This window comes from Candidatus Bathyarchaeia archaeon (assembly GCA_035935655.1).
GTDB lineage: Archaea > Thermoproteota > Bathyarchaeia > 40CM-2-53-6 > 40CM-2-53-6 > 40CM-2-53-6.
On sequence record DASYWW010000062.1, the window covers coordinates 39,023 to 63,274 of the forward strand.

The following is a 24,252-nucleotide window of genomic DNA, read 5'->3' on the forward strand; positions in this document are numbered from 1 at the left end:
TTCCTGAAATCAGGCTGAACTCCTTTCTAGGGTTCTATGCAGTTCCCGATATACTCCGCATTCCGAGGCCTGAAGATCGGAGCCATCGGTGGCGTAGTAGGTGCTCTTGTTCTAGGCGTCCTAGCAGGTCTGAGCGCGTTCGTTCTTGACCAGGAAGTGTTCTACGTGACTATTGCAAGAAAACTAGGCCTAGCTTCTCCTCTCTTGAGCGGCTGGGTCTTGCACCTCCTTGTCGGCCTCGTTGCCGGCGGAGTTTTCATTGCGACAACTGCTTTGTTCAAACGGTTCGCTCTTGATACAACACGAAAGAGCTTCTGGGTAGGGCTATTGGGAGGAATAGCCGTCTGGACACTGGTCTATGTTCCAATTACGGATCTTCTCGCCCCAGCAAATCTTTCGAACTTGATGTTTGACGGAGGAAGCTTCGTTTTCCATCTCGTCTATGGGGTTGTGACGGCTCTCGTCTCCCTTTCGCTGATACGTCGGAGCATCAGGACAAGACCAGCGTCGCTAACTCGCTAGTCGTGCAGGCTAAGTCACTTTGATAGTGACTACTTCGAGTGAGTCTACTTTGTTTCCTTCAGCGTCGAAAAGTGTTGCCGTATCCCCTTCATTGTTCCAGACAAAACTATGTCTTCCCCAGTGAAGTGTCCATTTTGACGGATTTCCCCGATCGAACGAGTCCTTGCCCGGTCCTGTGTGAACGTAGGCTTTCTCCCGTGAAGAGAGGGAGATTGCTTGGGGAAATTTGTACACGTGCTTTCTCGCGCCGGTCGCGGTCTCGTCCGTCAAAGTCCAGCCTGCGAGGGTGACTTCTTCGGTTCCTTCGTTTTGAAGGACGACAAACTCCTCGTTTAGTTTGTCAAAAGTGTCTTTTCCGGGTGGATTGTGATTAATGTGCTCTATGATAACTCGGCTTGTTGTCTTCACGTCGTGAATATTGGAGAAAACCGATATAAGAGTTGAACGGGCGAGCGCTTGCTCAACTAGATATTATGATCGAGTTATGTTTCAGGTCCCTTGATCCAACCCGAGATTCCGAGTCCAGTCTTCTTCCGAGGCTTATCATCCACAGTTGAGACAAGCTCCTTCTTTCCGAGAAAGCTTCTCACTTCGGACACGAACTTGTGCCAGGCAGGGTCGCTTCCCAACAGGAGATGGTTTCTGGTTTCGAGTGCAACCAAACGGGAGTTCGGGATACCCGCTGCTACAAGCCGCCCCTCTTCAAATGGGACAGATGCGTCTCCTCGAGAATGGATTACTAGCGTCGGAGCCTTGACCTTGGGAAGGTCCATGGACACATCAACCGTGCCGAACACTTCTTGGAATCGGACCGCGTTCTCAGGAGAGCAAGAGGCTCGCTGGAGGTCGTTGAACCATCGCATCTGTTCCATCGTGCCGTCGGGAATGAACTTGGAGGTGAAATACTGACGAATAGCGGGATCGTCACGGCCCCAGCCATGTTTGATCAGGGTGATCGTCGCACGGCGCTCTGCGATTGTCTCGCTCGATCCCCGATAGCCCCATCCTCTCGCATATCCTCCATACACTACGAGCTGGGTCACTCTCTCTGGATGGCGGACTGCGTATTCGATAGCAACTGCTCCACCTTGCGAAATTCCTAGCAGTGGAAATTGTTCTATGCCGGTTGCGTCGACGACTGTTTCTAGATCTCGGACCCACGCGTCGAATGAGAAGTCATGAGGGTCCCAGTCGGATAGGCCGCATCCTCTCTCATCATATCTGATAAGCGTGCTATCTGTTGATAGAGCATCGAGAAAGTGGCGCCACACAGGGCTTTGCCAGTCGAACTCCAAGTGGCTGAGATAGTTGGCAGCCTTGACTAGTGGCGGTCCTTTGCCAGTTATGGCGTAAGCGATGCGTACATTATCGGGTGTTGTACAGAACCGGGTCTCCTGTTTCACATCGCTTCAACTCATGCGTGTCATGATGAAAAGAGCCAATGATTGAGGCGATTGAGGGTAGGTCCTAGATATAAGTGGGTAGGTCTGAAAACGCGCTTATCTTGGTCGGTGGTCCTTTCCTTGCTCTGCTATGTCACCGGGTTGGTTCGCGAGAAGGCGATCTGCCTTGCAGAACTGCTGCGTCAGGCGAAGCTGGGTCCGCTAGTATAGGCCCGCGGTTCTACGTTGCTTAAGTAGCTCACACCAGAAAAACGAGATGGTCCGTACTAGATCGGGGTTTATCGCGTTTTGTCCAAGGGCTTCAGCAAATGGGTCTATCGATTAACACTGGCTCGATGGTACTACAATTATGCGTGGGGCTGGGTCATTGGATATTTTCTCAGCACCTTCACGATGATTGTCACGATCTATTATCTGATACCTGGCTTGCGTGACCTGGTCTCGTTTCCATTATTTCTCGGAGGCGCAGGAATCTTTCTGGTCGGGGGCGGTTGGATATTGGGGAAAGTGTTGGTGAAACGGTTCAAGATCCAGCCGATCGAGAACTATATCTCAAGCGAGATTAACCCGTTTACGAATGCGGCGTTGACAGCAAAGGAGCGCGTGTACTGGAATGCCATGGTGGTCTTGCTGAAGAAGGAAATGGCACGAACACCCGACGCTGAGGTGCAAAAATGTGTAGAACAGATGAAGATGTACATCAACGGTCAAGTCCCCTTCAACTTTGACGAACTCGACAACTTCCAACTTGGCGAGCAACTGGACCTTGATGCTCCTCTGTCGAAGAACGTGACGAAATTGTCTGTTTCCGCAGAGCTTGACGAAGCTTCAGGGACTGCGGTCTCAAACTGAAGATGACAGTTGTCAGCCGCTGAACAGTGGAATGAGAGGCGTTGCCAACATGCTGAAGAGTAGAATCGCTAATACAGTTGCTGTCAAGTAGACAAACATCCGGTCCTTCTCAGCCGCGAAAAGGAACAGGGAAAGCGCGACTCTAGCGACAGGTGTCGCCAGCAATACGAGGAAACCGAATTGAATTATTGACGAGGGATCGAGAGATAGGAGTCCTGAGGCTATACTGGTAAGGCTGACCGGGAAGTTGCCGTGAGGAATCACGCCTGGATTGTAGACAAGATACGCTGACGTGACATCGAGGGAATGGTTCGCGATGAATAGTGCCGTTCCGATTGCGATTATGGTGCCGGAGAGAACGACACCGGATCTCAAGACTATTCCGAGGATGCTGTTCATCGAATTAGGATCTCTCAGATTCAACCTCATTCTCTCCAGGTGGTTTGTTCTCGCATCGAGATCAGAATCCTAGTGCTCGGATGATCATTTCGATGGCTGAGGCTGCGAGGACGATTGCGAAGATCTTTCTGACCGCCGTGTTCTTGGCCTTCACCAGAAGATGTGTTCCAGCGGATGCTCCGACGAGTATGCCTAGGGCGACTGGCGCCGTTATCAGCGGGTTCACGTCTCCCCGCGCGAAGTAAATTCCCGCACTAGCGGCTGCGGTGACACCGATCATGAAGTTGGAGGTTGTCGTAGAGACCTTCATCGGAAGCCTCATCGTGAGATCCATGGAGAGAACCTTGAAAGTCCCGCTTCCTATTCCGAGGAGTCCTGAGATGAGTCCGGCTACGATCATGCCCGCGAGACCTTTTCCAGGGTTTGCAGCGTTGTACTCGATCTTCGTACCATCACGCTCGATGTAGTCGCCTCGAAGATTTAGTTTCTTTGCAAGTCCTTCGAATTGCTGTTTCGGGGGATATTCCTGGCCGATCTTGCGTACGAGGGGAACGAGTGAGATGATGAGGATGGTTCCGAATACGGCTTCGAGTATCGTGGCGCTGAGGTATGCGGCTATTGCCGCGCCGATTATGGCCCCTGTGGTCGTGGCTGTTTCAAGGAACATGCCGATTCTCAAGTTTGTAATCCGGTCCTTAACGTACGTGGCTGCGGCGCCGCTGGAGGTTGCGATTATAGATACGATGCTGGCGCCGATGGCGTAGTGGATGTCAACACCTAGGAAGAGGGTGAGGATCGGTATGACGATCAGGCCTCCACCGATTCCAACAATGGAACCCAGAGCGCCGGCTGCTATTGAGACGACGAGGAGGATCAGGAAGAATTCGAGCACGATCATTGGAGAAGAGCCGGGTCCACGGTTTCTTAATTAAGCCAAGGCAAGCAAACCAGGTTACTTTCCTTGACCAGTCCGGACTTGCCTCTCATACGGCGCGAGAGGTACTCGCTAGTACCCCCCTTTTCGTCGAGACGATCTGCTGTCTGGCTAGGATATTGGGCGAGACAGGCTGATCAGGGCTTAGTCTGGGCTCGGATGGAAATCTATTTGCTAGGGTTCTCTAGCTGATTCCCGAACGATTCTCAGGCGAAATCTAGGGGATGCGCTAGATTCGATATCAGGCTTGATAATGGGCGATTTCTCGAATCGAGCACCCGACAGGTAAACCGTCTTTCTCGGCGATGAACGATCCTCCCTTGTTGAGATACGGTCGGGTTACCTCAGCCTTTACGCGGGGAAGATATTCCAATGATGCGAAAGAATTTTTCAAGAGTTCGAGGAATATGTTCTCATCTCCAGGTTGGAAACCTCTAACGGTTATCCCTGGAATTTCCCGAGCTTCCATCACTGTCATGGCCTAATCAGATCGGTCCCCATGATAATAATAGAACCGCGACGTATCATCGTTGAGGGCAGATGTTCGTGATCGAGGCAGCAGGTGGAAGCAAGCGAAAGACCCAGCTTCCAGACTTTGACAACCTCTGGGATTATGATCATCCCGGTGGGACCGAGAGAAAGTTTCGTGAACTTCTTCCCGCGGCCTTAGACTCACTAGACCTCACATATCTTTCACAACTTCTCACCCAGATAGCAAGAACAGAGGGCCTACAGCGAAAATTCCAAGATGCTCACAAGACGCTGGATCGCGTCCAAAAGGCCCTAGACAAGACAGATGACAAGACGAGGGTCCGGTATCTACTTGAACGTGGAAGAGTATTGAATTCGTCGAGGAAGCATGATGAAGCGCGGCCGCTATTTCTCGAAGCGCTGGATCTCGCTCAAAAGTCCAAAGACGACTTCAACACCGTTGACGCGGCTCACATGATGGCGATAGTCGAGCCAACGGAGAAACAGTTGCAATGGAACCTGAAGGCCCTAGGCATTGCTGAGAACTCAGCGGAAGAAAAGGCGAGAAAATGGAGGGGCAGTCTCTACAACAACATAGGCTGGACCTACTTCGAGCAACAACAGTACGAAGAGGCATTGCTCATGTTCGAGAAAGCATTGGAGTTCCGAAAACAAGAGGGCGACCCAAGCAAAGTCATGATCGCAAACTGGTGTGTTGCCAAGGTTCTCCGGATGATGGATCATACAGAGGAGGCATTGGAAATGCAGCGAAACCTGTTTGAACAAAATCAGGCCGCTGGAAAGAAGAGCGGATACGTCTACGAGGAGATCGCCGAATGCTTGCTGATCTTGGGTCAAGAACAAGAGGCTCGGGGATGGTTCGCGGCCGCGTATGAGGAGCTTTCACAGGATCCCAGGCTCGCAAACGAACAAGAAAGGCTGAATCGACTCAAGGAGTTAGGAAAAGTTGGCAGGCCGGAACCACATGGAACCTTCAATGGATAAGTTACAGTAGACTCACAAACTCCCAATTGCAATGCGAGGTCTTCGCCAATGGTGATTCTTGGAATACTGACTGTTGAAGAGATAGGCTTGGCAGCCCTCTTCGCGCTAGCTTTCGCCAATGGGGGCGAACGACGCGGGAAAGAGCGTGGCATCGTTGATTATGCCGAGCTTATCGGGGGCGCCTCCAGAGCGAAGGGCTTTGCTGTGGGGAGGCTTCTTCACAGGAGTCGGAAGTGTCACAGCGATTCTGATCTCAGGCAGGCTCTTTTCGGTCTTCACTCCGCAGAGTCTTTTGCGGAGCACGCCTGAATCCACTTTTGTCTTGGCTGCGCTTGCCGGCGCAACGTTGTGGATTCTTGCAGCTACTCTTCTTCGGCTTCCTGTCTCCTCGACGCATGCAATTGTCGGCGCCATTGTTCTGCTTGCCGTCTATGTCTTTGGAGTATCAGGGGTACAGTGGGGGTTCTTGCTGTACAGGGTCGTCTTGCCCTTGGCAGCGGGACCTATTGGAGCGATGATAGCAGTCTACATTCTAGATCGGCTGACTCGCCGACCGACAACTCCGGGTAAGGTGAGACCCCGGCTGACGCGAATTGAACACTGGACCTCTGGGGCAGCAACTGCTTATGCTCGAGGGATTAATGATGCTCCGAAGATGGCGGCGCTGGGAGCGTTCTTTCTCCTCGCGAACCCTTCCGAGGCGGTCTGGCTTCCTTACTCAGTAGTCGCGGTAGCAGTGTTCTTCGGTTCACTTGTACTAGGGCATCGAGTGGCAGTGACTGTCATGGGAAAGCATACCTCCCTTGACCAGCATCAGAGGTCTAAAGCTGGAGCAGCAACCGCGCTGGTGGTGTCTGCGGGAGCCTTTTTCGGAGCGCCCTTGTCTACGACTCAGGTTCACGAGGGCTCGAGCGCGGGAATAGGAGGGCGAGTAAGCGTTGTCAGGTCAACGTTGAAGGGAATGCTCTTGGCTTGGCTCGTGACCTTGCCAGGCGCAGGCATCCTCGCGATCGCAATGTCATATCTCGCAGCAATGATCTAAGCACGGAATTGGCCCCAGTTTTTGATTATCAATCAGAAGTCTTGAGAAATGTTCCAAGTCTAGCCGGGATCTCAATTGGCGTCTTCGAGTGAGATGGTAATCGGATACTTTCTGGCTGGAGGCTTGGTCAAAGGGTCAACGGTGTACGTGACGACCGAACGAATTATTGTAAACAAGGGCAGAGGACAGCTGAGCCTCAGGGCACACTTCCTAGTGGCGATATTGGTATTGTTCGCACCTGCGCTTCCAGCGATCGTTGCAGTAGCAATTCTTCTCGCCATTGCTGGTGTAATCGCATTTCTCTTGGTGAGAAGGAAGAGTTTTCGTCGGAAACTGTTTACGATAGAAAACGCTGAGAAAGGACATAGGCAGTTCGAGGTCAAGAGAGGGCAGGTTCTCAGCATTGAGCTAAGGCCGCCGGGAAGATTTCGGAGTGGACACACGGTAATCACGTCTCTGTCGAGTGACCAGATCGACCTGAAGATTCTAGGAGGAAAGGTCTTCAAAACCGCTCGAAGCCTGATGGTGCGATTCGAAGCAACCAAGGTGAAATTGACCAAGGGTCAATCGGGAAGAGTTCTGTGATTCTAGCGGCGGTGACGAATTGCTGAAATCTGATAAGGTCGAGTCCAAGAGAGTTACGCAATAATCCGGCCACATCTTAAGCGAGATCATGAGTGATCGTGCTTGGTATTCGGTGCTCTCATCGATGTTCCGCTGATCGTAGGAGGATTCCTTCTCATGTTTCGCTACAGGAAACAACTTGCGCGGGCCATACTCAAAGTGAAGCTGCCGCCTCTAGCACTCTATCTGATACTGTCTGTTCCGTTGATCATTTTTGAGGAGCAGATCGATTGTATGCCCGCTTGGTGCGGTATGGTGGCGATACCGCCTACACTTCCGTTTCTCTTTGTAGAATTGTTGGTTCTTGGAGGGATAGTGTTGTGGCGGCACGCGAAAGATGTCTTACGTATTACACTTGTCTACAGCGTCTTTGGGGTATTGTGGGAGACATTCCTGGGCGGCCTCGCCGGAGCTCCCCTCATCATAATAGCGATCTTTGCTCCCTATGTTGCGATAGGCTACGCGTTCGTATCGATGCTTCCACTCGAAGTTCTGGTCGAAGGAAAAGCAACCCTTGAGGCTTGAAAGCCGAGTCTGCCAGCACCCGTCAGTAGTGCCCCAGGCGCATTGTCACTGAACTCTTCTTGCCTTTGATTCGCCGTACAATCGGAAAAGCCCGCCTTGTTTGGAGACTTCTAGGCCTGTCCCGATCTCGTTCTCCGAGTATCTGTGGATGAAGCTTCGCCATTTGAGTCCCTTGAAGTAGTCTGGCTCTCCGTCCATTGAGACTACGTCGAAGGTTAGCCTGTCGTTGTGGAAGTCGCCTACTTCGTTGTTGATCCAACCGTACGAGAACATCGATTTCCGTACGTACTTGTTGATGTTCGCGTCCCATGTGAGATAGGACGCGCCCTTGTTTACCGGTTTTCCATTACTCCGAGATTCACCAATCGTGGCGATGAACATCTCGCTGGGTTCGTGTGAGCATTCAAAGATACTGTCGATGATGCCTTTTTCGCCGAACTGGCCCTCGGCCCTTCCTTTCCACTTTCCAATCAGAAATTCTAGACGCTTCAGAGCCTCACTCATAGCGACTTCTATAACTTCCCCTAGGAGCCAAGAATAAAAGTAGAAAGGGGCAGAAATTGATAGTTGATCAGAGCCATGTGTGACTATACTGAGTTTCTGCGCTACCCCATCGATGACTCGTTCAAACTGTTTGGCAAAGAGCGGGCGGGACCCGTACTAATGGAGCTCTTCAGAGGGACAGACCGTTTCAACACTTTGCTGAAGACTCTTCCAGGAATTAGCCCTAGAACGCTTTCAATGAGACTCGACGATCTCGAAAGAGCGGGCCTTGCACAGCGAGTGGCGAAGGATTCCAGTTCTCGGCGGATTCGTTATCGGTTGACTTCCAAGGGCGAGGACATGCGCCGTCTTGTTCGGGAAATAGCCAGTTTCTCTCTAAGATGGTTTGGGGAGAACGCACAAGAAATGAACCAATTCAAACGTAATCTTTAGCGGTAGAGACTTCTAGAGTGTTTCTGTTACTTCTACAGGCCTAAGAGCGGCCTTCGCGCCCGCGGCGTCCAGGTTTTCTATCTTGACTGGTTCTACTTGGTCGGCGAGATTGAACTGGAATATTCTCGAATAGAAGTACAGCTCAGCCTCATAGGATCGTTTGATGTTCTCAGCTCGACGGAAGCCATGTTGCTCCCACTCATATGCGATGTACGCGACAGGGAGGCCTTTCGCTCTTACTGCCTCAAAGATCTTCTTCGATTGGTCAGGAGGGACGACCTTGTCCTCTAGGCCCTGGAACAGGATTAGTGCGGAGGATATTCCGTCAATGTGGTATATCGGTGATCTCGCGCGATAAAGGTCGCGGCGTTCAGGGTAGGGCCCGACTAGCTTGTCCAGGTATCGTGACTCGAACTTGTGTGTGTCCTTTGCCAATAGTTCTAGGTCGCTGACGCCGTAGTAGCTTGCTCCAGCCTTGAATGTGTTTGTGAAGGCGAGGGCGCAGAGAGTAGTGTAGCCTCCAGCGCTTCCTCCACGGATGCCGAGTCTCTCTCCATCGGCTTGCCCCTGACTGGCGAGGTGTCGGGTGGCGTTGACGCAGTCTTGGACGTCAACTATTCCCCATTGATCGTTGAGTCTCTTTCGATATTCTCGACCGTATCCGGTGCTTCCGCCGTAGTTGACGTCTACGACTCCGATTCCACGGCTTGTCCAGTATTGTATTTCATATCGTAAAATGGATGGGCTGGCGCTGCTGGGACCACCGTGACTGACGACTAGGAGAGGCGGCTTCTCGCTTTCAGGCGCGTCGAAATCAGGGTTCTTGGGGGGATAATATAATGCGAAGGCGGTTCGTTCATTCGCTGTTTGAAACTCGATCGTGCTCGGGATCGAGACGTATTTTTTGTCGACGGTGATTTCTCGGGACCGGTGAAGGATCTTCGTCTCATTCGCTGAGAGGTCTATCTGTGCGATGGAAGAGGGTTCGGTGGGTGATCCTCCTATGAGGAAGATCTTTCCATTTCTTGCGGCTAGATTTCCCCAGAGGAGATGGCTGATTGGTGTCTCGATGGTTTTGAGGGTCCGACTCGTAAGATCAAGTCTGGCTAGCTTCCACAAGCCGTTCTTCGTGTAAGCGCAGATGATTTGGTCTGGGGACTCGAAAACGAAGGTGCGAGTTCCGAATTCCCATTGGGGGAGGCCGAACTCAGCCTCCATTGGGTGAAGGGATTCTATATGGTTGTAGCGCCAGCGGTAGAGGTTCCACCAGCCTGTCCGGTCGCTGCTGAAGTATAGGATGCCGTCTGGTGACCATTCTGGTTGGTAGATTGACTCGTCCGGTCCGCCGGCTAACTTTTCTGAATGTCCCACTGAGCCGTCAGCATGGATATGGCCGACCCAGAGCTCTGTCCCGTCCCACGGCATATTGGGATGGTTCCAGGTGAGCCAGGCAAGCCTGGACCCGTCAGGGTTGAGACGTGGGGTCGAATAGAAGTCGTTCCCGGAAACGAGGATCCTACCTTCGCTCTCTTTCTCTAGATCAAGGCTGACGATAGTGTTGACAGCTTGCCCGGTCTTGACAGTATGGTCTTCGCGTACAGCGATGATTCTGTTTCCATGATGGTCGATGATGCCGTCGGCATATCGCATGTCCACCGGCGGTGTTAGGGGCCTTGGAGCTGAGCCAGGGTCTTGCCGGTAGAGACGCTGGTCGGTATAGTTGGAAAAATAGGCTACTCCACTCTCGACGAGATAGCATCCGCCGCCGTACTCGTGGACTGTTGTTCGGGCGCTGAAGCCTGGCGGGGTGATGTTGTTCAGCGTACCGTCCAGTTTTCTCTTGACGATGACGTTGCGGCCTTTGTCTGCTGCTCGGAGTTCGTTCCAGTAAACATCGTCGCCATCAAGTCTAAGCTCGTCAAGAGTGACATAGGTGGAAGCGAGGATGTCAGCGGTAATGGGTGACTTCCAGGCACCGTAGGGCGCTACACGTTTAGGCATTTGGAACACTGTCTGGTCTTCGTGTCTCGGAAATAAGAGTGTACCTGAGAACGCACCGACGTAGTCTAATCTAGCCGGGACTCCTTGGGTACAATCCGCTTAACTGGCTGAAACCGATCGCGTTCTATGGTGGACGGCCGTTGGAGCCGACTGGGATCAAGGTCCTCGATGATCTTCTAGGAGGCGGGTTTCCTAGGCCTTCGGCTGTGGGAATAACGGGTCCTGTGGGTAGCGGCAAGTCGACGCTTGTGAAGCAGATAGCTGCCGCGGCGCTAGAACGTGATTTTCGCGTTCAATATTACGCTGTTGATGAGTCAGCTGAGGATGTAAAGGCGAGCATCGCCAACTATGGAGCGGACGTAGACAAGTACGAGGCAGAGGGCCGCCTCTCTTTTGTGGACATGTTTGCCCTGGGAGTTGAGAGGCTTGCAGAATCGTTTCCCATGGACCAGCCTGAACAGATTGTTGACGCTACAATGAGGTTCTCCGACCTTATCGCTCAGGGCCGAAGCTTCACACTCAAACATCTAGGCAAGAAGACAATGGGAATAATGGACTCTCTGACCCCCTTCTTTCTCATGGTCGAGGCGAAGAAGGTCTTCCAGTACGGACAGGTTCTGAAATACGCTACACGATTCGCCAAGTCCATTGGTATAGCGACTCTTCACACCCACGTCCTAGAAGAAACGATTGAGAATGCCATGGTCAACTTTGCCGATATCGTCTTAGACATGGAGAAATGGAAGGGTGAAGGGTCCAGCCGTGGCGGGACCTTGCGGCTTGTCAAGATGGGCAAAACATTCGTTCCCTCCAGAGGCTACTACTACGACATGACCCAGAACGGAATCAACATCAGCACCGCACCAATGATATAGTAATCTGTCTCGACAGGGAACAGGGAACGACCATTTCGTAGGGGAGCTAGTTGAGATGCGCTCTCTCAAATCTAGTCGTAAGCCGTTCATATTCTGCTAGAGCATCGATTTCGATATCATACTGAGAAAAGTAACGGGCCACGTTTTCCAGGTCCCGAAGCAGTAACGGTTTGGCCTCTTCGAATCGTCGGTACCGGTTGGGCCGCGACGAGAGATCGACTGCCTGAGGGAAATCAATGACGAAGACGCGATCTCGGTAAAGTAACAAGTTGTACTCTGACAGGTCGCCGTGAACGATGAAAGCGTCAAGAAGCTTCTCCACTATCTCGAGTGTTTGTTTTGCGTACTGTTCAGGTTCGTCAAGATCCATGTCCTTGAGTGGACGAGCGCTGGTCTCGTCGCCGAGGAACCTCATCGTAAACACGTTGTCAACTCTTCTTGCAGGAGTCGGCACAGGCACGCCAGCGCGATAGGCCTTTTCGAGTATTGTAAACTCGTTCGCCGCGATCTGGCCCATGAGGTCTACCGAGTACCCGATCTTGGTCTTCTTCTTGTGAGGGGTCCTGTGCAACCGGTATACTTTCAGCGCTAGTGGAACGTTCTTCCATAAACCGACGTACAAGTCAGCCTCTTTGCCAGTTGCTATGACCGATACGACTTCGTCGACTAGTCCGGCTTCTACAGCGTCCGCTCGCAAACTGTTGAGGGAGACCTCCTCCACCTCGATATACCGGCTTCTGCGTCCATCCCGGAGATTCTTGCGTTTCCAGAAGCTCCGAGCAGACGCGAGTTCTTTTGCTGACATGGTCTGGATTTTCTAATCAAGTCTGGTAACCACATGCAAAGAATCCAGGAATTCAACCAATACTCCAATGGCTCGAAAGGGATGCTCTCGTTGCCTTAGGCAGACTGGAGATTGTGGACATACACTGAGAATTCGATCAGGCTCATAACGCACAACCTCACCGGGACCTTTCTGAGCAGCGAATATTAGACCTTTCGATCTGGGACGCGTTGGCTAGGGAACAATCTTCCCAATTATTTGACCTCACTGAAGATGATGCATGGAAAAAGGGGTAGGATGTTGGGCGCAGTGGTCAAGTAATGAAAGAGTCGCTGCAGTAATCCTCGTCTCAGTGCTTGCAACATCCATTATTCTCTTGGGCCTGGTACTCTATGAGCCGCCCACCGGCCCCGGGCTCTGCGGAGCGTTTGAAGCGAGCCCTTGCCCTGGAAGAGAAGCTCTCAACGTAACTTCCGCAACAGTGAACTCGCCGACAAACATGAGTATCCAGATCGTAAACACAGGATCCGTCGCAATCTTTCTGACGTCTTACTACGTCAGGAATCCATACAGTCAACCTTACGCGAACAGCAACTGGTCAAGCCCAACGGCACCGCCTGGTCGAGTCATCACTACTAATTTAGTGATAGACGGGAACGCTTTCACATTCAGTTCCGGTACCTACTACACGATAACACTGATCTCATCGCGCAATACTCAATTCACTTTCTCAATCCAGGCCTCGTAACTCTATCACGACAACTCAAAGAGTTCTTTCCAGTCACCCTTTTATCGAGCCACGATGATTTCTCCTCAACATGCAATCTGTTACTAGCAAAGTGAAACCTATCCCTGAGGGATATCATTCGATCACTCCAATTGTGAGTGTTGAAGGAGCATCGAGTCTGATAGAATTCCTCAGAAACGTGTTTGACGCCGAGGAGGATGAGAGATTCGTCGGTTCCGATGGTCGAATACGTCACGCCGAGGTGAGGATTGGCGACTCAATCATAATGATAAGTGACGCAACTCCGGAATTCCCGGCATTTCCTGCCATGATCAATGTCTACATCGAGGATGTCGATGAAGCCTACAAACGAGCGCTCGCGGAAGGCGGGACCTCGCTGAGGGAACCGTCGAACCAGTTCTATGGAGACCGGACAGGAGGCGTCAAGGACCAGTTCGGAAACCAATGGTGGATAGCTACACACGTAGAAGACGTGCCCCAGGAAGAGCTGGAAAAGCGAATGAAGGCTCGCGAATCCCAAGAGACAAGGCCGGCCTGAAGGTCTCGTTGGTGAAGCTTTCCGGAAAAGCCCGCTAAGTGGTAGGGCTCATTGTAATCTTACGCTGGCACATTCCCTAATGGGGCTGTCTTAGTTTGGATGTGTGCGGTAGTGGAGGCCTTGTCGGCGCTGTCTGCGAAACTGATTAGATAGGTGATGATGACGGCAAGAGCGAAAGCGTTGGTAAGATGGATGACAACTGCGATGCTCGATCCCAGGGCGATCAGTCCCAGTACTATTTGGATGGCGAAGTCGGCGATTGCAGCGATCGCTACCTTGAACAAGGTGGAGGAGGTTCCGAAATCTCGACGGGCCAGAACGGTTGCGGCTATGAGCACTATCAATGTTAGAGCGCCCCAGACGATGTGATAGATGATGTTCGGGTAGCCTAGTACTGTTGCGCTTCCTCCGAGAATGACCTGGATGAATATCATCATTCCGACAAGATTCGCGGTTATCCGGGTCTGCCGAGTATGCTGCAAGGCTAAGCTGAGCCTGCCTTGGTTAGGATTTCAGTTTTTCCCTTTTGCGAGGTTGGCGACTGAGAGTGTAGCCTTTACCTTGGGATACGGCAGCGGGTGGACGATGCTTGGAGTCCACTTCTCTCCCCATCTCCGGTAAGCGGACAGGATATCAGCGAGGTCTTGTCCTTTCTCTGTGAGACTGTAGACGACTGAGAAGGGTTCTGTGCCGGTCACTCTCCTCTCAACGATTCCCATATTCTGCAAATACTTCAGAGTTCGAGAAAGAGTTCGCGCGTTAAGATCGTCGGGCTTGCCCTTCCGGAGTAGATCGTTGAATCGGAGGGGATTGTCGAGAAGATAATACGAGATCAAGATTCTCCATTCCGAGCCGAGCTTCCTTACCGCTTTGATGACCGCGCAGATGTCTCTCCTGCAAAGCTCGCTCTTGCCCGAAATAATGCTTGAGATATCGGGTAGGCAGCTGGACGCCAGCTTACTCAATGTTACCTGATGAAAGCAAGGTAAGCCGGGGATATAAGTAGCGAGGGGACATTGACGTTACTTGACGACGCTCTCCTACCAGTGTCACTTTCGAAAAAATGGGGACCAGGTGCTGGTGCCTAATTCGCAGGTGTAGCGTAGTATTGAGCCATTTGGACTCCGTTGTCGAAAACCCGGATTAGGTACTGGGTTCCAGCCGTTAGAGCGGGACTCCACGTGCTAGTTATTGTTCCGCCGTTAATTGTGACGCCGCCTGTGATTGTGGTCCCGAGGTTACCGTCAGCGTTGATGACGGAGGCCGTAGCCGTGATCATGTGTCCGGGTGGTGTGACTGGAAGACCTGTCGAAGTTGAGGTTGCACAGTTCACCAGTAATAGCGTGCTGGCGCCGGTCGTGGTTGTTTGGTAGTAGACGCAGGCGTTGCTTCCGGCGAGCTGCATGGAGTAGGGGTCGATTTGCGGGTCGAGTGCGTTAAGCTGGCTAGATGGATTGGCGTTATTTCCTCCGAACGGAGCGGTCAATCCCTGGTCGAAGCTAACGAGGAGTGCTGAGATATCACAGATGTCGACAACGCTTGCTGTCGGACTGCAGGAGTACTGTGGATGGGCCCAGTAGTTGTTAGTCTTATCGAAGAAGAAGGCAGCATTGCTAGCATCGAGAATATTGACCATACCATCATCGTTGACGTCAGCCCAGCTCTCCTTTTGCAGACTATTGCCCTGACCACTTCTGAGACCTCTCATATAGTTCGCGTAACCCGTGAGAAACACTCGACTACCTGTGCTCATCGCTCCCCCACCGATGAGCCCGCCCCCGGGGGGACCAGTAACGCAGGAACCTCCTGGCTTACCAAAGGCCTGACTCGTACTCGGACCGGCATTATAACAGGCCCGGGGTCCGCTACCAGTGAATATCCCTTGGAAGCTACCGTCGGGGAACGATGTTCCGCAACCCGCGACCAAACCCGCCGTTCCTGTACACGTTAACGGGTCAAAGTTCGGGTCAGCACAAGCTGATGCTGGTCCGTTCAACACAGCGTTCTCCGGTCCTGCTGGCGTGGTGACGCTAGATATGCTACCGCAGATCGAACCGCTAGGACCCTGCCACAAGTGTTGTGGAATGATAGGTATGCTGCCGATGTTCTGTTCATAATACGCACTGTTCAATTGAAGCTTCACTTGGACGGTTCTAGAATCCAAGGCGACGGCGTTCGTCACAAAGGCAGTATTGCTGAACAACAACGCCGCTGGATCATCTCTGCTTGTGAGAATCGAATACACAACATCCTGAGCTGTAACCGGGATGCCATCCTGGAATAGCAGATCGTTGCGAAGGTGCCAGGTTTGCGTCGTGATGCCCCTTGCGCAACTGGTGGCTGCTACGCTTGGGGGAGTTAGGCAGCCCAGCTCGTCAGGGTTGAAGCTTGAAGCGTGGCTGGTCGTCATCCAGTCAATGACCTGTTGGTTAGCGCCCGCAGTCTGCGGATTGACCTGGAGCAACGTGTCGAACACCTGACCGATAATCGCAAAGTCCCAGATGGTAGTTGCTTGGTACGGGTTTACTGTGTCAGGGTCTTGGGAGAAGCCCTGCCTGATAAGATTGGGGTTTCCACCTCCCCCTGCGAGCATCGGGCTTGTCGGTACGTAGCCTGGTAATTGCCGCATGTTCAGGAGTGCCCAGAACGGGTTCTGGAAACCGTGGCCCTTTTGGGAAACGAGACTGGAGCCCTGGCCGGTGCGGGCTTGTTGCCAGTTCCAGGCGTTCAATGCGGCGAACTGCTGGATGCGAGTGTATATTGCGACGTTGATAGGAGTATCGTAAGTTCTCAAGGCTGCTTCAGTGAAGATCTGAGCCGAAGCGCTCAGTGTTGGGTTGGAGATTGCCTGGAACTCGCCAGCATTAGTGAGAGCGTCGAACTGCGGATCACAGTGCTGAACGTAGTTGGATGGAAAGTCGTTGAACGGTCCACCGCAGAATGTCGAAGCGAACTGGCTGTGGAAGGTGGCGAAGAGAGAGTCCGGTGTTGAACTGAGCAGGGTGCCACCCGTGTAGAGGTTCCATAATGTGCCACCTTGGAAGATGAAGGGAGGGCAGAAGAAAGTAGGGAAAGAGGTAGTAGAAGTTGGCTGAAGAAATCCACAATTGCGTACGTATAGGACAGTGGCTGTTCCGCTGGAGTTCTGAGTGCAAGGCGAAGGGCAGGTCCCGGAGTCGTTGGGGGATCCGAAGAGCATGTTGAGACTGTCTGCAACTATTTGGCCGAAGTGGTCTCTGGGAGGGTCAGTGCGGAGGCTTATGACAACGTGGGTGCCTGATGGTGCGATGAGATGTGGGTAGGTTGCAGGTTGAGTGGTTCCAATGCTTGCCTGAGCTAATTGGGCGCAGTTCGATCCGCTCGGCGTCAGGCTAAAGCCCGCATTTAGAAAGTATTGACAGGCAGCGTCAATATCGGCTGGACCAGAGTAGCCTACTGCTACGCTACCTCTCGCGGTTCTTCCTGGTACACCCCACCATACTGCGCTACTGCCGATGTTATCATCCACAAGATTGTACGCCGAAACAGGACTGCACGATGCGATAACCGTGTCCAGAGAGAGATTTGCACATTCTCTCGTCAGCACGGAGGTTGGAAACGGTGATCCAGGTTGGCCAGGAAGAGGAGCCACGCACGGTGAGCCCGGAATGAGGAGGGCTGGAGCTAGCATGATGTCGTCGCAGGTCGCGTGTCCGTTGAGGAACGCATCATGTTGGACAAACTCTCGTTTGTCAACCAGATGTGCAAGTGCTTTCATGATGTTTGGAGATGCAGCGGCTGGTGTGATGGTGCTGGGACTGCTCCAGACAACATTCCATGTAGCCGAGATCGTTGCTCCGAGCCCGCTGCTCCCGGGAGGAATTGTAAGGGTGCAGCCTGTTTCGCTACCGCAGCCGAGGTGTGTTCCTGTGGTGGCGTTGCCCGTGACGATGGTGCTGGTCAGCAGGTAAGTGCCTGCGAGGATGCATGGGAACTTGTAAATTCCCGTGGGACTTGAGCCGCCGCTGTCGCTAACGGTTACGCTGGGGGTGCGACTAGGCTGGTTAGAGATCGTTATGAAGTTCAGCGGGTCCTTGAATGGTTGGGTATTGTTCTCAGCGTTCACGACACTCAATGTTAGCTGACCGAGACCATTAGCACAAGCATTGCTGATGGTCGATACAATGCCGCTCACTGAGCCGACAAGCGAAGGTCTAGCGACCTCCATCGACTGTCCCAGAAACGGCGCACGATTATTTACGTCAAGCTGAAAGATGTCCAAACCTGGTTCGGGGGCTGTACACCACATGTCCGGGTTGTTGCAGATACTCGGAATGTCCGGAGCTTGGACAGGCCAGTCAGTTATGTCGACCTGTCCGCTCAGGAAAGCGGTGAACATCGTGCCGAAGTCGGAATAATCAAATATGCGCAAGTTTGGCGTGGCCGGACCGAAAGGGGACCAGCTCGTTGGCCGTGTCACATCCTGGGTGAGAGCATGAACCTGAACGTTCGTCGGCATCGCCATCAGAAATGCTAATGTGATTAGAAGGGTGAACGAAAACGAGGTTCGATTTCGCAAGAAATTCCGAGATGTTCTGAGATTGCTCTAGATGAATTAAGCTTATTCCATTTTCCAAAGCGTTAGGGCGGGCATTTTGCGGCAGAAGTGCTTTCTCGAGATAACATTCTTGTCCGGTGTGGACTTGGGTTTCCGCTTAGAATTATTAGCTCTGATGCAAATTGTTGCCACTGAGAAAAAATGAACAATATTTGTGTGGGACCGTGTGCCCATAACGTAGGTTACAAGAGGGCTGGATTAGATTCATGCGGACCCGTGGCTCACGAAACAAAGCTCTTGAACAAAATACGACCGATCTCCAACGCTCCGAACTCCACGCGATCCAAGTTCTTTCAAGAAGGATCTCAGACTCACTCGTTTCGTGATTTCCATAGTTCGCGCATGATGAACAGAATGCGACTGCGAATAGAGTACTGGAAATATTCCGCTCAGCGGTACGCGTCGAGAAACTCGATCAGATAAGAAAGGTGATCTTGAGCAGTGAGCACCAAGACCAGCGCAAAATGGCCTGTCATGCCTGGAACATACCAGGTTGGCGATCCCAACGGCCCGGTGGCCGTATGCGCCCTTACCTCGGAGCGTCTCATCAGTCCGCTTGTAGCTCTTCCCGGAGTCGCTATTGCGGGCATGGTCTACACGGCCAATCTCGGCATCACCAGGATTGTCGTCAACATCACGTCTAATCCTGCGATTCGTTTCCTGCTCATCTGCGGCAAAGACTCCGCGCTATTCAAGCCGGGACAATCCCTGGTCGCTCTGGCCGAGAAAGGTGTAGACGACAAGAAACGGATAGTCGACGCAGCAGGTTATGATCCAGTCTTACCGTCAATTGATCCTGAGCAGGTGGCGCAGTTCCGGAAACAGGTAGAGATTCTTGACTGGACTGGTGAGGAAGATTTACAGGTCCTGCAGGAACGTGTGAAGAGTCTCTCGGATCGTAACCCAGGCGTTTTCGTGACCGGACAGAAAGAAACTAGTATGACTAGAAAGCAGGAGGAGTTTGAGTCTATTCGGCCGGGTGGTCAGCGTGAGCCGTTGTTGTATGACCCGAAGGGATACTTTGTCATAACTATCGAGCCTGAGCAGAAAGAAATTCTGCTAAGACACTATTTGCCTGATCATACGCCATCTCACGAGATGAGGGGTCGCGGTGCAACCTCGATGCTCCTCGGACTATTGCGTGACGGTCTTGTGACACAGCTGAGCCATGCAGGTTACCTGGGAGAAGAACTGGCGAAAGCTCAGACAGCGCTACAATTTGGGTTGCGATATGATCAGGACAGGCCTTTGAGGGCCAAGGAGACAGTGACTCCTCCACCATTACCGGAGACAAAGGCTGCTGAACCCGCGGCTCCAAAAATAACTCCAAGCCAGGCCTATTCTCTGAAGACATTTGGAGAGATTGGTCCCGGGACCCTGGTCGATCTGTTCTTCTCGGTCACTGATACGCCACGGGACCATATTCTGGGAGGAGTGTTCCTCGACATGGATGAGAGTGGCGCCGCCCGGGTATACACTCGAACCTCTCAACGACTCGAGGTTGAATGGACGGGGTCGAGTAAGCTGATCATGGGCGGTGCAGCCGACGTTGTCGTGGGAGCAATATTGCGGGTTTTTGGTAAGCTGAACGAGAAGAAACTGGTCCACGCGGAGACACTCATAATTCTGACGAGCGTGGCCAAGATCACCGAACCCGACCCGGGAAAAGGCGAATGATCTAGTATGTCCGATGTTGTGATAAAATCAAATGAGAACGGTCCCAACCTTGTCATAGTCGATGGGAAGGTTATTCAGGCTTGGTGCCGATGTGGAGCATCTACCCTGATGCCTTTCTGCGATGGTTCACACAAGAGGACAGGGTTTGTGGCTAAAACGCACGAGGTCAAGGTCCGTTGATAGAAGCCCTTGTGGAATGTCGCGACTAGAGATGTCGGGCCGCGAAAGCCGGTTCTGAGAAAAAAACGGTCTAGTCCTCATCGTCTGACGAAGATAGGAACACAGTAGCCATAACGGCCTCACGCCTGCTCGTCGTAAGTGTTCTCGCAATGACTGGCATAGCCGGCGCCCGGACTAGATCTGTGGCTTTGTTGTTTCTTGGGCTTGCTCTCACCTCGACTAGTCCTATATGGGTTCATGCAGATACTGCGCCTACTGGAATTTTCAGGATAACGCTGATGGTTCCTCAGCCGAATCAAGCCCGACAGGATTGGTCGCTGCTCGTCCAGAGCAACCTTCAGGCTTTAGGCATTGATGCGCAGAGGGTTGTTCTTGACTGGCCCACGATATACGCTAGGGCGCTTACGCCTGGCTCAGATGTTATCGGGAGAAGCTATGACAATGGTGGCTTTGACGCTGTTTTTCTCGGGTATGCTCTTGGGATAGACGCGGATCCATGGTCCTACTATCACAGTTCACAGTATGCTCCGATCGGTTCCAACTATTATCTATGGAATAACAGCCAGAACGATCAGCTGACCACACAGATCAAGCAGACACTCGACAAAACTCAGCGGTTAGACTTGGTCAGGCAGTGGCAGGCGCTTGCCTACGACCAACAACCCTCCGCCACAATACTCTACACGAAAGAAATTGTCGCCTTTGATTATACCATGCCGAATGCCCAGTACGTGTTCAGCACCTACCACTCACCGTACTGGCCGCCGATCGAACAATTATCGATGCTAGGCGGGGCTATGATGGGCTCGATAACGTTGGCCCAGACTGGACCGGCTCCGTCGGAGGGTTTCAACCCGACAACGAGCAGTTCCTATTACGACCAGACCGTGTACGGAGCACTGTTCAGTGCGTTGGCGCAGAGGAACGATACGATCTTCAAGAATATGATTCCTCAACTGGCGACTGGATGGTCTGTCGGGTCGGATCAGAAAACCTGGACCGTGTCGTTACGTCCTGGGGTGACATGGCATGACGGGGTCGCGTTCAACGCGACAGATGTGAAATTCACATTTGACGCGCTCCAGGATAATACTCTGGCAGCGGACAATGAGGCGTTCATCAAAGGAATAGTCGGTGGAAAAAGCGACGTAACAATCGTGGATCCGTATACTGTCAAGTTCACTCTACCGAATCCCTACGCGTACTTCGTCGAGAACATTCTCACAACACCAATCATTCCCGCCCACGTGCTGGCAAGTGTTCCCTATGCAAACTGGAGGACGAACCCATTCAACACCGGGATCGGGGGTGGACCTATCGGAACAGGGCCCTACAAATTTGTCAGCTATAATGCCACGACTGAGACAAATCATCTGACAAGGAATGATAACTATTTTGATTTCCCGCAAAACGGGAAAACCGCTCTCCAGAGCAGGGGAGCTTTCCAAGTCAAGGACTACTACGTGAAACACATACCGAGTTCCGACAACGCTGTCTCCGCCCTCAAAACAGGCTCGGTAAACGTTCTCGATTCACAGTACAATCTGGAAACCCAGACGAGTTTTCTCGCAACCTGGCCGTCGAACCAGTGGACGTCCTACAACGCGTTCGGGGTCCAAGAACTAGGCTTCAACATGCAACACGTAATATTCGGAACAGGCGTCAACACCCCACTAGGCCATAGTGATCCTTCGAAAGCCGCTCTTGCCGCAAAGTATGTTCGTCAGGCTATCAGCTACGCGATCCCGAGAGACCTGATAATACAACAGCTTCTGGCCGGATACGGTAATCCTGGAATAACAACTCCGGTCGTCGGCGACTACCGGACGGGATTCGCGGCCACCGACGGGTTCAACGCGGCTCTCACTCCGTACAGTTTCAACCTCACAAAATCGCGACAGCTATTGCAAGCCGCCGGCTTCTTCCCAGCTGCCCCTCGAACTATCTGGGAAACCTGGGGATTCGCTCTTACAATCATGCTGTCGGCAACGGCCTTGGCGCTCATGGCTATCTACATAACCGAACTGAGAAGAAACCGGTTGGTTCGCGGGTACAAAGCGCCAACGCTACCCACGACCTAAACGTTGCCGACACACACGATCAATTACTTGCTAAGTCCAAGTAACTCGACAAATTGTCGAAGTAGGAAATCTTTTCGAGGCTCATGATATTCTTCATTCTATTCCTGGCATCTTGGTCAGGGCTAACAAAGTCAATTTCAGGCGCTTTCGGTTGCCGAGCTCTGAATCTTCTCATAAGGGACAACATATCGAAGTCCGTATAGGGGAAACTGTATCCGATGCAAACGATATGGGAGATATTCTTCATCATGACATCTGCCTGGTACCAGAGGAACGAAATATTCTCATCTTGGTAATCTTTTGATTGGGTCGGAGGTATCATCAACCTCTGAGCAAAGGTGTCGCCTGCTTTACATCGCGGGCAATGAAATCTTATCGCTCCGTAGCGAACCTGTTTCTGGAGGTGGTAAAGCACGATGACTCCGCATCTGCCACACTTCGTCCAATTCAAAGACCCATGAAGTTTGAGCAACGTTACGTCAGAGACCGCATCATTCGTCGGGATCCATGTCTCATCTTCGTTGGCTTGGAAGAAATTCATCCAGTAGCCAGAGTCTGTGAGCTTTCCAGTTCGGAACAAGGCGTTGTCCATGAGTATATCATAGTTGAAGCTCAAAACCAAATCCCCTGGTCTCATTTGTTTGGCTAGGGCCAAGTGCTTGCGGCAAAGAGGCCCGATTAGAGCCTCGTCGAGTGTCCTGGCCAGTATGTCCTTGAGCACTCTCGTCTGGCGGCTTTCGTATTGCCCGAACTTTCCCGGCATTGATCCAAAAAAAAGCTTGGAATCTATATCGAGCAATGTCATTACTTCCTCAAGTCCCAAGTCCCGAGTGTCGAAGAAACTCAGATCTCTCTTGGTGCTACCATACATTGGCGCGACAGTCTTAATGAGAAGCTCGACCTCATCCATGAAGGAAGCATCCGACTTCATCCCAGTATTCTCGATTACCAACCTCGCCATCTTGAAGAAATCTTGATTCAATGGGCTCTTGAGGTTCGCAACTTCACTAGTTGACTGAGTATAGTTCCGGGAGGATCCGGCTCCTATTATGTAGACTTGTTTCAGGGTCTCCTAGGTCTCCTTTGCTTTTCAGGGGATTCGAGCACCGGTGGTCAAGAGCCGTTGTCTTACATAGCGAAAGGATCGAGTGATTCTCTCGGATTGTTCGTTGTCCTTCATACTAGAAGCGGTTGCAGCTGATCTGAGGGTCAGAAGTGCTTCGTGAAGTCGAGCGTCACAATCTTTGCTGTGCCTTTTAGTTCTATTTCCGTTCCAATTGCATTCTACGGCGGGGAGGGGCCGAAAGTATGGGTCAATATACAGTTGAAGAGCGTCGTCGAGGCTGAGCTTGTCTCAGTTTCTTCGGCAAAACGTAGACATCCTTGATTTCACTCATCCAAAAGCTAGGTAGGGAATCTCTTACAAGCTTGTTTTCAATTCTGATGTAGATATCATGATCCACCCACCTGCGCTGTTTTTTATCGATTAGTTTGGGGGAATAGAGCGAGATAACGGCCCGGCCATCATAATAATATTCGTCAAGCGCTCCACCATATATTCTGCCGTCGAGCAATTCAATGATAGCTGTATCGTCGAACATCTCACCAACCTGGCTTTTCCTTCCCTTGACTCTTTCAAAAGACATTGTTTGGAGCAGATCTATCTCTGAGACTCATCTAGTCTTGCGTGTAATCATTTATGCAATTGTGGCATCATAATTTTGAGCGATATGAGTTGAGCGACGAGGCCGGACCGAAATATCCAGTATCGAAACAGTTCAAGGTGCTGGAAGGTCACGACATTTATCGAAGCGGGAATCTGATAGTGGCCCTCGTAGCTGTCGAAACCGAGAAAGGAAATGATGTTAGGCTCTACCGCTGGCAAAACAGGCAGGGCGCTTGGAAGGTCGATCTTTGCAGAATGAGTGTTGCTAGGTGGTCCTGGGACGACTTGGCCGATTCCGCCAAGCGACTAATATCGAAATACGGCTCCCGCAAGTGATACTGGAAAGAGATTGACGTAATTCCCAATCTCCATTAGCTATCGTCAACTCATGC

General features: G+C 51.9%; 27 protein-coding genes. 14 read left to right on the forward strand and 13 right to left on the reverse strand.

Going from position 1 to position 24,252, the window contains the following annotated elements; genetic code table 11:
• Positions 1–36 precede the first annotated feature (36 nt).
• Entirely contained in the window at positions 37–522 is a 486-nt protein-coding gene (locus VGS11_11975) for a hypothetical protein (protein ID HEV2120803.1), read from the forward strand.
• 9 nt (positions 523–531) lie between these two features.
• On the opposite strand, the gene VGS11_11980 is transcribed toward VGS11_11975, so the two are convergent.
• On the reverse strand, positions 532–930 hold the full coding sequence (locus VGS11_11980; protein ID HEV2120804.1) for a lamin tail domain-containing protein: 399 nt from the start codon (positions 928–930) through the stop codon (positions 532–534).
• Positions 931–1,004: 74 nt separating this feature from the next.
• Positions 1,005–1,925 carry an alpha/beta hydrolase gene (locus VGS11_11985; protein HEV2120805.1) on the reverse strand — a complete coding sequence of 307 codons (921 nt, stop codon included), beginning with the start codon at positions 1,923–1,925 and terminating at the stop codon, positions 1,005–1,007.
• 288 nt (positions 1,926–2,213) lie between these two features.
• Between VGS11_11985 and VGS11_11990 the strand changes: the two genes are divergently transcribed.
• Positions 2,214–2,777, forward strand: coding sequence for a hypothetical protein (locus VGS11_11990; GenBank protein ID HEV2120806.1), 564 nt, complete (start codon positions 2,214–2,216; stop codon positions 2,775–2,777).
• A 12-nt stretch (positions 2,778–2,789) separates the two neighbouring features.
• On the opposite strand, the gene VGS11_11995 is transcribed toward VGS11_11990, so the two are convergent.
• The 3 genes from VGS11_11995 to VGS11_12005 all read right to left on the reverse strand — a co-directional run bounded on the left by VGS11_11995 (position 2,790) and on the right by VGS11_12005 (position 4,588).
• On the reverse strand, positions 2,790–3,200 hold the full coding sequence (locus VGS11_11995; GenBank protein ID HEV2120807.1) for a DUF1634 domain-containing protein: 411 nt from the start codon (positions 3,198–3,200) through the stop codon (positions 2,790–2,792).
• A 37-nt stretch (positions 3,201–3,237) separates the two neighbouring features.
• Positions 3,238–4,074 carry a sulfite exporter TauE/SafE family protein gene (locus tag VGS11_12000; GenBank protein ID HEV2120808.1) on the reverse strand — a complete coding sequence of 279 codons (837 nt, stop codon included), beginning with the start codon at positions 4,072–4,074 and terminating at the stop codon, positions 3,238–3,240.
• 277 nt (positions 4,075–4,351) lie between these two features.
• Positions 4,352–4,588, reverse strand: coding sequence for a hypothetical protein (locus VGS11_12005; protein ID HEV2120809.1), 237 nt, complete (start codon positions 4,586–4,588; stop codon positions 4,352–4,354).
• A 62-nt stretch (positions 4,589–4,650) separates the two neighbouring features.
• Between VGS11_12005 and VGS11_12010 the strand changes: the two genes are divergently transcribed.
• From VGS11_12010 to VGS11_12025, 4 genes are all read left to right on the forward strand, one after another.
• Positions 4,651–5,586 carry a tetratricopeptide repeat protein gene (locus tag VGS11_12010; GenBank protein HEV2120810.1) on the forward strand — a complete coding sequence of 312 codons (936 nt, stop codon included), beginning with the start codon at positions 4,651–4,653 and terminating at the stop codon, positions 5,584–5,586.
• 118 nt (positions 5,587–5,704) lie between these two features.
• A complete protein-coding gene (locus VGS11_12015) occupies positions 5,705–6,628 on the forward strand; it encodes an anion permease (protein HEV2120811.1) in 924 nt (307 codons plus the stop codon).
• A 75-nt stretch (positions 6,629–6,703) separates the two neighbouring features.
• Positions 6,704–7,213, forward strand: a complete 510-nt coding sequence (locus VGS11_12020) for a hypothetical protein (GenBank protein HEV2120812.1) — start codon at positions 6,704–6,706, stop codon at positions 7,211–7,213.
• Positions 7,214–7,315: 102 nt separating this feature from the next.
• Complete coding sequence (locus tag VGS11_12025) at positions 7,316–7,777, forward strand: hypothetical protein (protein ID HEV2120813.1); 462 nt, start codon at positions 7,316–7,318, stop codon at positions 7,775–7,777.
• 45 nt (positions 7,778–7,822) lie between these two features.
• Here the strand turns inward: VGS11_12025 and VGS11_12030 are convergent, their stop codons facing one another.
• Positions 7,823–8,281 (reverse strand): hypothetical protein, encoded by a 459-nt coding sequence (locus VGS11_12030; GenBank protein ID HEV2120814.1) that lies wholly within the window; start codon positions 8,279–8,281, stop codon positions 7,823–7,825.
• A gap of 75 nt (positions 8,282–8,356) precedes the next feature.
• On the opposite strand from VGS11_12030, the gene VGS11_12035 reads away from it, so the two are divergent.
• Positions 8,357–8,713, forward strand: coding sequence for a helix-turn-helix domain-containing protein (locus VGS11_12035; GenBank protein HEV2120815.1), 357 nt, complete (start codon positions 8,357–8,359; stop codon positions 8,711–8,713).
• A gap of 12 nt (positions 8,714–8,725) precedes the next feature.
• Here VGS11_12035 and VGS11_12040 read toward each other — a convergent pair whose 3' ends face one another.
• Positions 8,726–10,714 carry a prolyl oligopeptidase family serine peptidase gene (locus VGS11_12040; GenBank protein ID HEV2120816.1) on the reverse strand — a complete coding sequence of 663 codons (1,989 nt, stop codon included), beginning with the start codon at positions 10,712–10,714 and terminating at the stop codon, positions 8,726–8,728.
• Between the two features lie 140 nt (positions 10,715–10,854).
• Here VGS11_12040 and VGS11_12045 point away from each other — a divergent pair, with 140 nt between their 5' ends.
• Positions 10,855–11,589 carry an ATPase domain-containing protein gene (locus tag VGS11_12045; protein ID HEV2120817.1) on the forward strand — a complete coding sequence of 245 codons (735 nt, stop codon included), beginning with the start codon at positions 10,855–10,857 and terminating at the stop codon, positions 11,587–11,589.
• A gap of 46 nt (positions 11,590–11,635) precedes the next feature.
• Here VGS11_12045 and VGS11_12050 read toward each other — a convergent pair whose 3' ends face one another.
• Complete coding sequence (locus VGS11_12050) at positions 11,636–12,394, reverse strand: RIO1 family regulatory kinase/ATPase (GenBank protein ID HEV2120818.1); 759 nt, start codon at positions 12,392–12,394, stop codon at positions 11,636–11,638.
• A gap of 259 nt (positions 12,395–12,653) precedes the next feature.
• Here VGS11_12050 and VGS11_12055 point away from each other — a divergent pair, with 259 nt between their 5' ends.
• Together VGS11_12055 and VGS11_12060 are read left to right on the forward strand one after the other, a co-directional pair.
• Positions 12,654–13,121: a hypothetical protein gene (locus VGS11_12055; protein HEV2120819.1), complete on the forward strand. Its 468-nt coding sequence runs from the start codon at positions 12,654–12,656 to the stop codon at positions 13,119–13,121.
• Positions 13,122–13,191: 70 nt separating this feature from the next.
• Positions 13,192–13,659: a VOC family protein gene (locus VGS11_12060; protein ID HEV2120820.1), complete on the forward strand. Its 468-nt coding sequence runs from the start codon at positions 13,192–13,194 to the stop codon at positions 13,657–13,659.
• Positions 13,660–13,718: 59 nt separating this feature from the next.
• Here the strand turns inward: VGS11_12060 and VGS11_12065 are convergent, their stop codons facing one another.
• From VGS11_12065 to VGS11_12075, 3 genes are all read right to left on the reverse strand, one after another.
• Positions 13,719–14,141 carry a hypothetical protein gene (locus VGS11_12065; protein ID HEV2120821.1) on the reverse strand — a complete coding sequence of 141 codons (423 nt, stop codon included), beginning with the start codon at positions 14,139–14,141 and terminating at the stop codon, positions 13,719–13,721.
• A 30-nt stretch (positions 14,142–14,171) separates the two neighbouring features.
• The gene (locus VGS11_12070; GenBank protein ID HEV2120822.1) at positions 14,172–14,624 is read right to left on the reverse strand and encodes a helix-turn-helix domain-containing protein; all 453 of its coding nucleotides are present in this window, start codon (positions 14,622–14,624) and stop codon (positions 14,172–14,174) included.
• A 119-nt stretch (positions 14,625–14,743) separates the two neighbouring features.
• On the reverse strand, positions 14,744–18,217 hold the full coding sequence (locus tag VGS11_12075; protein ID HEV2120823.1) for an ABC transporter substrate-binding protein: 3,474 nt from the start codon (positions 18,215–18,217) through the stop codon (positions 14,744–14,746).
• Positions 18,218–18,697: 480 nt separating this feature from the next.
• Here VGS11_12075 and VGS11_12080 point away from each other — a divergent pair, with 480 nt between their 5' ends.
• The 3 genes from VGS11_12080 to VGS11_12090 all read left to right on the forward strand — a co-directional run bounded on the left by VGS11_12080 (position 18,698) and on the right by VGS11_12090 (position 22,194).
• Complete coding sequence (locus tag VGS11_12080) at positions 18,698–19,933, forward strand: hypothetical protein (protein HEV2120824.1); 1,236 nt, start codon at positions 18,698–18,700, stop codon at positions 19,931–19,933.
• Positions 19,934–19,939: 6 nt separating this feature from the next.
• On the forward strand, positions 19,940–20,113 hold the full coding sequence (locus VGS11_12085) for a CDGSH iron-sulfur domain-containing protein (protein ID HEV2120825.1): 174 nt from the start codon (positions 19,940–19,942) through the stop codon (positions 20,111–20,113).
• A 149-nt stretch (positions 20,114–20,262) separates the two neighbouring features.
• A complete protein-coding gene (locus tag VGS11_12090) occupies positions 20,263–22,194 on the forward strand; it encodes an ABC transporter substrate-binding protein (protein ID HEV2120826.1) in 1,932 nt (643 codons plus the stop codon).
• A gap of 19 nt (positions 22,195–22,213) precedes the next feature.
• On the opposite strand, the gene VGS11_12095 is transcribed toward VGS11_12090, so the two are convergent.
• A complete protein-coding gene (locus tag VGS11_12095; GenBank protein ID HEV2120827.1) occupies positions 22,214–23,176 on the reverse strand; it encodes a hypothetical protein in 963 nt (320 codons plus the stop codon).
• A 331-nt stretch (positions 23,177–23,507) separates the two neighbouring features.
• Positions 23,508–23,840, reverse strand: a complete 333-nt coding sequence (locus tag VGS11_12100; protein ID HEV2120828.1) for a hypothetical protein — start codon at positions 23,838–23,840, stop codon at positions 23,508–23,510.
• Between the two features lie 89 nt (positions 23,841–23,929).
• Here VGS11_12100 and VGS11_12105 point away from each other — a divergent pair, with 89 nt between their 5' ends.
• Positions 23,930–24,196 (forward strand): hypothetical protein, encoded by a 267-nt coding sequence (locus VGS11_12105; protein HEV2120829.1) that lies wholly within the window; start codon positions 23,930–23,932, stop codon positions 24,194–24,196.
• The last annotated feature ends 56 nt before the right edge of the window (positions 24,197–24,252 follow it).

Coding starts and splice junctions, on each gene's coding strand:
- VGS11_11975 (HEV2120803.1), top strand. CDS start 37: ATGCAGTTCCCGATATACTCCGCATTCCGAGGCCTGAAGATCGGAGCC.
- VGS11_12000 (HEV2120808.1), bottom strand. CDS start 4,074: ATGATCGTGCTCGAATTCTTCCTGATCCTCCTCGTCGTCTCAATAGCA.
- VGS11_12005 (HEV2120809.1), bottom strand. CDS start 4,588: ATGACAGTGATGGAAGCTCGGGAAATTCCAGGGATAACCGTTAGAGGT.
- VGS11_12010 (HEV2120810.1), top strand. CDS start 4,651: ATGTTCGTGATCGAGGCAGCAGGTGGAAGCAAGCGAAAGACCCAGCTT.
- VGS11_12015 (HEV2120811.1), top strand. CDS start 5,705: ATGGGGGCGAACGACGCGGGAAAGAGCGTGGCATCGTTGATTATGCCG.
- VGS11_12030 (HEV2120814.1), bottom strand. CDS start 8,281: ATGAGTGAGGCTCTGAAGCGTCTAGAATTTCTGATTGGAAAGTGGAAA.
- VGS11_12035 (HEV2120815.1), top strand. CDS start 8,357: ATGTGTGACTATACTGAGTTTCTGCGCTACCCCATCGATGACTCGTTC.
- VGS11_12040 (HEV2120816.1), bottom strand. CDS start 10,714: ATGCCTAAACGTGTAGCGCCCTACGGTGCCTGGAAGTCACCCATTACC.
- VGS11_12050 (HEV2120818.1), bottom strand. CDS start 12,394: ATGTCAGCAAAAGAACTCGCGTCTGCTCGGAGCTTCTGGAAACGCAAG.
- VGS11_12055 (HEV2120819.1), top strand. CDS start 12,654: ATGGAAAAAGGGGTAGGATGTTGGGCGCAGTGGTCAAGTAATGAAAGA.
- VGS11_12060 (HEV2120820.1), top strand. CDS start 13,192: ATGCAATCTGTTACTAGCAAAGTGAAACCTATCCCTGAGGGATATCAT.
- VGS11_12085 (HEV2120825.1), top strand. CDS start 19,940: ATGTCCGATGTTGTGATAAAATCAAATGAGAACGGTCCCAACCTTGTC.
- VGS11_12090 (HEV2120826.1), top strand. CDS start 20,263: ATGACTGGCATAGCCGGCGCCCGGACTAGATCTGTGGCTTTGTTGTTT.
- VGS11_12100 (HEV2120828.1), bottom strand. CDS start 23,840: ATGTCTTTTGAAAGAGTCAAGGGAAGGAAAAGCCAGGTTGGTGAGATG.